The sequence below is a fragment of the Bartonella sp. MU70NMGDW genome (genome assembly GCF_042194085.1).
GTDB classification, from domain to species: domain Bacteria; phylum Pseudomonadota; class Alphaproteobacteria; order Rhizobiales; family Rhizobiaceae; genus Bartonella; species Bartonella grahamii.
Map to the genome: position 1 here is coordinate 1 of NZ_JBHIMK010000077.1, position 8,662 is coordinate 8,662.

Below are 8,662 nucleotides of genomic sequence, written 5' to 3' on the forward strand. Positions count from 1 at the left end.
GGCGTAACTTACACACTGTTTGGAAAGAAAGAAATCTTACCCCATGCTTTTATCAAAGGTGGGAGTTTTCCAAAGCGTGTTGAATTAAAAAAGCTGAATGGGAATGTGTTTCAAAGAGCGGATGGAGATCAATTCCCCATTGCAAAACAAGAAGGACCCTCAATTGCTAAAGTGATGTCAAAGCCAGAGATTGCAAGTGCTATTGTAAAAAAAGCCAATGAAAGATTAACCAAAAATATACAGAGACAACTTTCTCGTCAAGAATACGCTGCCAACAAGAAAGGCTAGATCATGTTCTCAAGCTTTATCTATATCTTACATATCTTTACGATTCTAGGCATTACATATTCTTATTGCAATTTTAAAAAAAGATCATCATTTATGCTTCGCTTTTTTCATAAAAAAATCAATAAAATCAATGCAAAAGGTACTTCCCAGCGGGTTGGGTCTGTTGCGGGGCAGGCTAGCGCAAACTATCGCTAGCGACAGAATTTTCAAATTGACTGTACATTGTACACTTAACTCATTGATAAATAACAATTTAAATATGTACACTGTACAGTATGCGATTATTTTTAGATAAAAATTATTTTTACTCTTGACATTATTGCGTCAATGTCTATTTTCGAATCAGGTGCCTAGAAAACACCTTAAACACATAGCGGATTGGTTGCCGAAATAATCAGTCTTCCGCACATTAAAGACTTTGACTCATTGTATGTTAGGCGCATATAATAACTTTGTCGGGTGTAGTTATGCTATACAATACCCTTGTGGGGAAAGCATAACGACGGGCTATGTGCCGTGTTTTCTAGCACCCGGCATCTTTTAGAGTGTCAATAGAAAACCTTTAAGCACATAGGAGCCAAATCATGGCACAATATTTAATTGACTTACATCAAACTACGATTGATGGTGATATCGTTCAGACAGTGAATGCACGTGAATTACATACATTTTTGGCAATAGGAAAACGTTTTGCTACTTGGATTACGAACCGCATTAATCAGTATGCATTTGAAGAGGGAAAGGACTATATTTTAACGCTTCCCAAAATTGGGAAACGTAAAAATGTTATAAGTAAAGAATATCATATTACTCTAGACATGGCGAAAGAGCTCTCAATGGTGGAACGTAACGAGAAAGGACGTCAAGCACGCCGTTATTTTATTGAATGTGAAAAGAAACTAAAAAGTCAATCTGTTGATTATTGTGATGATATACGTTTTGCTTTCCCAAAAGATTGGGATAAAATGTCTCCAACTAAAAAGGCTGTTTACATTTATGGACCTCTTCATATGCATCTTGTTAAAGCCTTTACGTTGGTAGAAGAGAGCAAACATTATAAAGCTTTAATTAAAGAAGCAAAACAAGTCTTAGAAAGATCTGTCGTAAAAGTTGCTTAATTTAAAAACACATCTCCCCTTCCCGTTCTCAACAATGGGGAGGTGGTTAAAGATCAAGTTTTGAATGGGAGCCCAGACGCACTAAAATCAATCGATCTTGACCAATCAAGCGATAAATCAACACTAAGTCAGGTCGAATATGGCAATCTCGATAATTGCTCCAATTCCCAGTCAATGCATGGTCATGATATCGAGGTTCTAAAGGTTGATCATTTGCTAATGCTGCAATGATTTTGCGCAAATCAGTATCTAAAAGATGCCGATACCGTCCTTTCATTTCACGCTTGAAATCACGTTTGAAGATGGTGGTACGTTCAATCGTCCGCATAGAGATCATCAAATAATTCATCTACGGAATGAAACTTTTTTAAGTTACCTTCCTCTAGTTCTGCAAAAGCCGCTATAGTTTCCGCATTAGGTTGAAACAAGAAGGACGGAATAGCTTTATCTTGTGCAATACGCGTCATCAACACTCTCACAACATCACTTACTGATAAACCTGAAGCTTGAATAACTTGATTAGCGATATTTTGAATTTCTTCTGGTACACGCGCTTGAACCATACGACTGGCAGCCATAATGACTTCTCCTCTTGTAACTGTATTTCAATGTAATACAATTGAAGTTTAATTTCAACTATAAAGCACATTTTTTAGAGTGGCGAGATCGTTTGGCTTAACAACCACTTGCTTTTTTTAAGACTTCACCCATACGTGTTCGCCAATCTTTTCCTTGTTTTTTAAAAGAGGCAATAACATTTGGGTCGAGACGGAGAGTAACCGCTTGTTTGGGAGATTCAACGGGTGGACGCCCGCGTTTACGGCGTTCTTCTGTTACATACTTAAAAAAGGAGGCTGGTAAAACGTCTTTAGCTGGCTTTAAGCGTGCAAGTTCTTCATCTGTTAGTGGTGGGGAATCCACAGCGTCCCAATCTTCTTTTGTATAGCCACATCCTGTTTTAAAGGTTTTTTTGATAGTCATTGAAAACCTCTCTTTCTTTTTTATTCGCTTGACGAAAACTGATAATGGATATCGCTTCATTGCCAAGCTTTGCAAAAACAATAACTGTTGTGTCATCAGCAAAATGTCCAATAGCCTTCATGCGGTTTGAATGGGTTGCATCAATAAAAGCATGTTCCCAGTCAAAGTAAATAACATCGGCAAAATCAAGCTTATGTTTATCAATGTTTAAAGCTCTTTTTGGTTCATCCCACACTATCTTCATATATTTTATGTACACGAAAAATAAAACCTTGTCAATAATTAAAGTGTACAATAATTCGTATATACCATTCAAAATGGAGCAACTATGAATAAGAAAACGCGTAAGGGTCTATCGGTTCGTGCGTTTGCGAAGAAGATGGGTGTTTCACATAATGCGGTGGTTTCTCGGATAAAGACAGGTAAATTTGATGCGGCTCTTTTTGAAGATGGTTCTGTCAATGAAGCCCTTGCCACAAGCATCTGGAATGAGAATCCAACAAAACACCCTGCCTCACTTTTAGCACCTGATGGACAACGGCGAACAAAGATCAAACAAGCCTCCACAGATGGAGCCAATGAATACAAGATAAAACTGGAGCGAATGCAAGTTGCGCTAGCAAAAGAAAAGATTGCTCTGGAAAAGTTACGCGAAACAACTGTTGATCGTGAAGAAGTGAGAAAAGAAGCATGGAACTTTGGAAGAGCGCATCGAGATACAATGCTCAATTTTGCCTATCGCTTTGGTACTGAAATTGCGGCGCAAGTAGGATGTGATGCTGCGAGCCTTATTGGAGCTATCGATCATCATATGCGCAAAGCTTTAATGGAAAATGTCGTCCCTGTTTCTTTTCACGATCCCAACATTTTAGAAGAGAATCCAGAACATGATAAGTAGTGATGCTTCGCCCTCATCCTCTGGTGCTGGGCTCTTTTTTTGCTATGCGAATGAAGGACGCCGTCCTGACCCGCCTTATACTGTTTCCCAGTGGGCTGATAAAAATCGTTATTTGAGCACAGTTACGAGTGCTGAGCCTGGATTATGGAGGACTATACGTACCCCCTATTTACGAGAGATCATGGATAATCTTTCTGTTTATGATCCGACTGAAATAACGGTTGTGATGAAGGGGGCTCAGGTTGGAATGTCGGAAGCAGCATTGAACTTTTGTGGTTATGCCATTCATCATAGTCCAGGACCTGCCCTTTATGTGATGCCGACAGTTGAGACCGCTAAGAAACTGTCAAAGTCTCGTCTTGATCCGATGATTTCAGCTAGCCCTGCTTTAAGTGAACGCATTGCTCCTGCTCGTGCACGAGACAGTGGAAATACAATGTTTTCAAAGGAATTTTATGGGGGAACATTGATGATTACAGGAGCAAATAGTGCTGCTGGATTGCGTTCTTCTCCTATTCGCTATTTGGTTTTGGATGAAGTCGATGCTTACCCATTGAATGTCGATAATGAAGGCGATCCTGTAACAATTGCTGAAAAACGAACCTCTGCGTTTATTCAACGTAAAATTTTTAAATTGTCCACGCCGACACACCGTGACACAAGCCGTATCGCCAAGGATTTTGTGCTAGGAGACCAGCGATATTACAACGTGCCTTGTGATGCATGTGGTGTTCTACAGCCCATTGTTTGGTCACAAATCAAGTGGCCAAAAGGCGCCCCCGAAAAAGCTGTGTTTGTTTGTGCCCATTGTGGTCATGAACATGCCGAACATCGTAAGTCCACCTTAATGGCAGAAGAAAACGGTGCTTGCTGGATCGCAACACAGGAGTCAAGTAAGCCTCGTCTACGTTCTTACCATATTTCAGCGCTTTATTCGCCATGGCTGACTTGGGGCGATTGTGCGCGCGAATTTTTAAGAGCCAAAGAAGACCCTGCTCTTTTGCAAGTTTTTATTAATACAGTTCTTGGAGAGCCATGGGAAGACAGAACAGGGGAAGTTGTTGATCCTGATAGCCTCTATGCAAAACGTGAAGATTATCCATTGGCACCAGAACAAGCCGTGTTGTTAACAGCTGGTATTGATGTGCAAAATGACCGCTTAGAACTTGAAGTGGTGGGATGGGGGCGTAGTGAAGAAAGTTGGCATATTGATTATCAAGTTATCCTTGGTGATCCTTCTTCTTTTGAAGTATGGGACCAACTGGATGAATATCTTACAAGACGCTGGCCACATCCAGGTTACAAAGACGGCATCAAGATAACGGCTGCTTGTATTGATACCGGTGGTGGACACACACAAGCGGTTTATAATTATGTGCGCCCGCGTGAGGGACGACGTATCTGGGGGATTAAGGGACAAGCGGGATGGCGTGCGGTATGGCCACGCCGCCCAAGTAGAAACAACAAAGGACAGATCAATCTCTATATTGTTGGTGTTGACGCAGCAAAAGATATTATCACGGCACGGTTTAAAAAATCCGGTCCTGAAGCATCGGGTGCTGGTGCAACACACTTTCACAAAAGCCTTGATCGGGAATATTTTGACCAGCTAACCGCTGAAAGAAAAGTCATCAAATATTTTAAAGGCTTCAAGCGCATTGAATGGCAAAAAAGCGAAAAGGCAAGAAATGAAGCCTTGGACTGTAGGGTCTATGCTTATGCTGCTTTACAAGGTCTGATTTCGGCAGGAATAAACCTTAATCGAGAAGTCGATATCTTAGAAGAGCGTCTGGAAAAACTTAAAATTGAGGGCTCTTTAGAGCAGCCAACACCAAGACATGCCCCCTCTCCTGCTCCAAGAAGATCTCAGACAGCACAGCCTCAAAAGAAGCCATTCAGAACAATGATGAATCCTTATATGCGAGGGGATTGGAGGTAATTTGTGGGTGAAACTTTAGAACCAATTAACAGCAAAATTGACAGACTTGAAAACTTAAAAAGGCGGCGTGAGCAAATTGAAGAAGCTCTTTATTCGGGAGCACAATCGGTGCGCCATGGCGATAAGCAAGTAAGCAACCGTTCTGTTGAGGAACTGCGCAGAGCGCTTGAGATGCTGAACACACAAATAGCCAACCTTGAAGGACGCAAGCGTTCACGCGTTTTCTATTTTAATATATCACGAGGCTATTAATGGCTGGTTTTTTCAATAAACTCACGGGCTTTTTTACAATTTCTCGTCAACACAATCCCCATTTTGAAGCGGCAAGCAAAAGCCGCCGTATGGGTGGTTTTGACCCCGCAAAAAAACATATTAATAAAGCCATTGAGGAATGCGGTGATACCATTGTTGCCCGTTCAAGATGGCTTTATGACAATGAAGCTCTTTATGGCTCTGCAACGGAGGAATGGGTCTCTGCGGCTGTAAGTGATGGGATTAAACCTTATCCTCGTATTGAAGGCTTTCAAGAAGAAAAGAAAAAGCTTTTAGACTTATGGTGGCAATGGGTTGATGAAGCCGATTATGATGAAGATACCAGCTTTTATGGGCTGCAAGCAACCATTGCACGAGAGGTCTTTTTAACCGGAGAGTGCTTTGTAAGATTGCATTATGTTGATCTCTACGGACGCTCTGGTGTACCGCTTCAATTACAAGTTTATCCCACGGAAATGTTGGACCTTTCCTACAATGGACCTGCTGAGATTGAAGGCAATTACATTCGTATGGGAATTGAATTTAATGCCAGTGGCAAGCGCGTTGCTTATCATTTCTGGGAACATCACCCCTATGATGATGTCCCTGCAAATATGGCATTTGAGAGCCAAGAGCGCGTGCGTGTCCCCGCTGAAATGGTCCTGCACATCAAAGAGCGCCGTATTGCCGGACAATTGCGCGGTTCTCCCAAAATAACGCGCTGTATGACAAAGATCTTTCAACTGGAATCCTATGACGACGCAGAACTCGATAGAAAAAGGACGGCGGCTCTTTTTGCGGTGTTTATTACAGGGAAGGAATCTCATGATGCGGCATTAGAGGAAAATCGTGAACAAACGACGCCCCCAAAGAAGACTGAAGAGGCACCTGACGTGGATAAAATTTATCCTGGATCGGTCAACATGGTGGATGGCGAAAAACAAATTACATTTTCAACCCCTGTTGAAGTTGGTGGTTCTTATGAGGCTTTTCAGTATCGTAATATTTTAAAGATTTGTTCTGCTCTTAATATGCCTTATGCCGTTGTGACTGGAGACGTTACGCGCGGCAATTTTTCAAATGTGCGTACCTCTATCATTCAGTTTAGACGGCACGTCAAACAATGGCGTGAACATATCATTGCCTTTCAGTTTAATCGCATTATATGGGAGCGTTTTGTTGAAATGGCAGTGCTTGTCAAATGCGTCAATTTGCCAGGGTGGGAAGAAAATCCCTTGCCATGGCTTCAATGTGAAAGCTTTGCGCCCCCGCTTGAAATGATTGATCCAAACAAGGATATCTCAGCGGAAAAAGAAGAAATCCGTGCAGGCTTGAAAACACGACGCATGGCACTTGCCGAGCGCGGCTTTGATATCGACAGCATTCATGCCGAACTGCAAGAAGAGCACACAGATGCTCGTGCGCGCGGCTTATCTTTTGACACGGATATGGCAGCGCCCTCTGGTAGCAATCAAGTAATTGATACCGCAGATTCAGAAGCTTCTGAAACTTATGAAAGTAACCAAGGCAGTGAGGCACATACAAATGGTGAATAATCTCGACATGCCGTTTTTGGCATCACGGCTTTTTGGTGTTCCTCATATGCTTGCATCGACAAAGCTTGATATCATTTTGAATGCTCTTGCGCCGCGTCTTTTTGAGGGAGAAAAGTTTCCCCCTAAGGCTTTTGCGCAAGGGGATACGGAAGCTTTAAGACCACCAGAAACTTACGTGGTGCAAAACAATGTTGCTATCCTACCAGTTCATGGCACGCTTGTGCGCCGTGGTGCATGGCTTGGGGCTTTATCGGGATTAACCTCTTATGAAGGTTTAAGGGCTTCTTTTCGTGAAGCCATTGCACAACCTGATGTTCGCGCTGTCTTACTTGATATTGACAGCGGCGGTGGAGAAGCCGGTGGTGTCTTTGATTTGGTTGAAGAGTTTCAAACACTCTCAAAACAATACAATAAACCCATTTGGGCACATGCCAATGAGTTTGCCTGTTCTGCAGCTTATGCCATTGCCTGCTCTGCTTCTCAAATATGGGTAGCTCGCACGGGTGTTGTGGGCTCGATTGGGGTTGTTTGTGCTCATCTTGACCAGTCCCGTGCAGATGAAAAACACGGGCATAAATGGACCTTTGTCTTTGAAGGTGATCACAAAGTTCATGGCAATCCTCATGAACCCTTGAGCGATACAGCACAGATAAAAATGCAAGCCGATTGCGCCCTGCTCTACGAGATGTTTGTTGATTTGGTGGCGCAAAACAGACGCTTAAATGCTGATGCAATTCGTGACACAAAAGCAGAAACTTTTATAGGCAACCAAGCGATCACGCTTGGATTAGCAGATGCGCAGGGGACCCTTGCGCAAGCTTTGGAAGCCTTAACGGATTCCATATCACAAAACCCAACATCAACAGAAAAAGAAGGACAAAACACATGGCACGCACACAATACCGCGCTGAAGAAGAGGATGACGAAAAGATCGTCGACATCATCAATGACGAGGAAGAGGACGAAGACGATAGTGACGTCGACAAAAACGCCGAAGACTTCGACGATGAAGAAGAAAACGAAGATGAGGATGAAGACAATGAAAACAAGCGCGAAGATATGAAAGCCGTGCTTGAAAAAGAAAGAAAGCGCGCAAAAGCACTAACAACCCTTGAAAGGCAAGCAAAGCACTTAGGCGTTTCTTTTGACGCAGCAAAAGCTATTCAAAACGGTATGAGTCTCGAGAAAGCACGCCAATGTGTGTTGACAGCAGCTAGCTCTCAAAGCGCGTCTTTAAAAGTCTCGCCTTATACCCCTCATAGTGATGGGACGAGCAAGGCAAAGATTCACGCAAAATGGGAAGCAGCTTGGAGGGCAGTGAAATGACGAATATTATTTATGACGACGTACGCAATGGCGCTTATCTTGGACCCTACGACCCCGATATGTCAAACGAAGAAGTGGTGTTTGCATCAGGAGCATTCATTGAAGCAGGAACTGTCATGGGGAAGATAACCGCAACGGAACACTATGTCCCCCTTAATCCAGCAGCAACAGATGGCAGTCAAACACCGGCAGGGATTTCTTTTGCCACTATTGACGCAACAGGCGCCGATCAACGCGCCGTGATTACAGCACGCTTATGCACTGTAAAAGCTTCTGAACTGCTATGGCCAGATGCCATCACGGA

12 protein-coding genes and 1 pseudogene are annotated in these 8,662 nt (G+C 42.8%); 9 read left to right on the forward strand and 4 right to left on the reverse strand.

What is annotated here, in order from left to right; genetic code table 11:
* Both ACFIKE_RS07240 and ACFIKE_RS07245 read left to right on the forward strand, forming a co-directional pair.
* Positions 1-288: pseudogene (locus ACFIKE_RS07240) on the forward strand (hypothetical protein); the annotation flags it as partial.
* Between the two features lie 584 nt (positions 289-872).
* A complete protein-coding gene (locus tag ACFIKE_RS07245) occupies positions 873-1,406 on the forward strand; it encodes an antA/AntB antirepressor family protein (protein WP_375648924.1) in 534 nt (177 codons plus the stop codon).
* A gap of 46 nt (positions 1,407-1,452) precedes the next feature.
* On the opposite strand, the gene ACFIKE_RS07250 is transcribed toward ACFIKE_RS07245, so the two are convergent.
* The 4 genes from ACFIKE_RS07250 to ACFIKE_RS07265 all read right to left on the reverse strand — a co-directional run bounded on the left by ACFIKE_RS07250 (position 1,453) and on the right by ACFIKE_RS07265 (position 2,631).
* Complete coding sequence (locus ACFIKE_RS07250; RefSeq protein ID WP_375627064.1) at positions 1,453-1,734, reverse strand: type II toxin-antitoxin system YafQ family toxin; 282 nt, start codon at positions 1,732-1,734, stop codon at positions 1,453-1,455.
* Complete coding sequence (locus ACFIKE_RS07255; protein WP_004861501.1) at positions 1,721-1,984, reverse strand: type II toxin-antitoxin system RelB/DinJ family antitoxin; 264 nt, start codon at positions 1,982-1,984, stop codon at positions 1,721-1,723. The genes ACFIKE_RS07250 and ACFIKE_RS07255 overlap by 14 nt, the downstream gene beginning before the upstream one ends.
* Before the next feature lie 97 nt (positions 1,985-2,081).
* Positions 2,082-2,387, reverse strand: coding sequence for a BrnA antitoxin family protein (locus ACFIKE_RS07260; protein ID WP_375648927.1), 306 nt, complete (start codon positions 2,385-2,387; stop codon positions 2,082-2,084).
* Positions 2,365-2,631, reverse strand: a complete 267-nt coding sequence (locus ACFIKE_RS07265; protein ID WP_375627060.1) for a BrnT family toxin — start codon at positions 2,629-2,631, stop codon at positions 2,365-2,367. The genes ACFIKE_RS07260 and ACFIKE_RS07265 overlap by 23 nt, the downstream gene beginning before the upstream one ends.
* Positions 2,632-2,715: 84 nt before the next feature.
* On the opposite strand from ACFIKE_RS07265, the gene ACFIKE_RS07270 reads away from it, so the two are divergent.
* From ACFIKE_RS07270 to ACFIKE_RS07300, 7 genes are all read left to right on the forward strand, one after another.
* The gene (locus ACFIKE_RS07270) at positions 2,716-3,285 is read left to right on the forward strand and encodes a hypothetical protein (protein ID WP_375648929.1); all 570 of its coding nucleotides are present in this window, start codon (positions 2,716-2,718) and stop codon (positions 3,283-3,285) included.
* Positions 3,275-5,224: a phage terminase large subunit family protein gene (locus tag ACFIKE_RS07275; protein ID WP_375648932.1), complete on the forward strand. Its 1,950-nt coding sequence runs from the start codon at positions 3,275-3,277 to the stop codon at positions 5,222-5,224. The genes ACFIKE_RS07270 and ACFIKE_RS07275 overlap by 11 nt, the downstream gene beginning before the upstream one ends.
* 3 nt (positions 5,225-5,227) lie before the next feature.
* Positions 5,228-5,476, forward strand: a complete 249-nt coding sequence (locus ACFIKE_RS07280) for a phage head-tail joining protein (protein ID WP_375627489.1) — start codon at positions 5,228-5,230, stop codon at positions 5,474-5,476.
* Positions 5,476-7,032: a phage portal protein gene (locus ACFIKE_RS07285; protein ID WP_375627490.1), complete on the forward strand. Its 1,557-nt coding sequence runs from the start codon at positions 5,476-5,478 to the stop codon at positions 7,030-7,032. Before ACFIKE_RS07280 ends, ACFIKE_RS07285 begins: the two co-directional genes overlap by 1 nt.
* A complete protein-coding gene (locus tag ACFIKE_RS07290) occupies positions 7,022-8,095 on the forward strand; it encodes a S49 family peptidase (protein WP_375627491.1) in 1,074 nt (357 codons plus the stop codon). Before ACFIKE_RS07285 ends, ACFIKE_RS07290 begins: the two co-directional genes overlap by 11 nt.
* Positions 8,092-8,358, forward strand: a complete 267-nt coding sequence (locus tag ACFIKE_RS07295) for a hypothetical protein (protein WP_041581352.1) — start codon at positions 8,092-8,094, stop codon at positions 8,356-8,358. Before ACFIKE_RS07290 ends, ACFIKE_RS07295 begins: the two co-directional genes overlap by 4 nt.
* Positions 8,355-8,662 (forward strand): head decoration protein (locus ACFIKE_RS07300; RefSeq protein WP_375648935.1); only part of this gene is annotated, 308 nt, incomplete at its 3' end. The genes ACFIKE_RS07295 and ACFIKE_RS07300, both read left to right, overlap by 4 nt.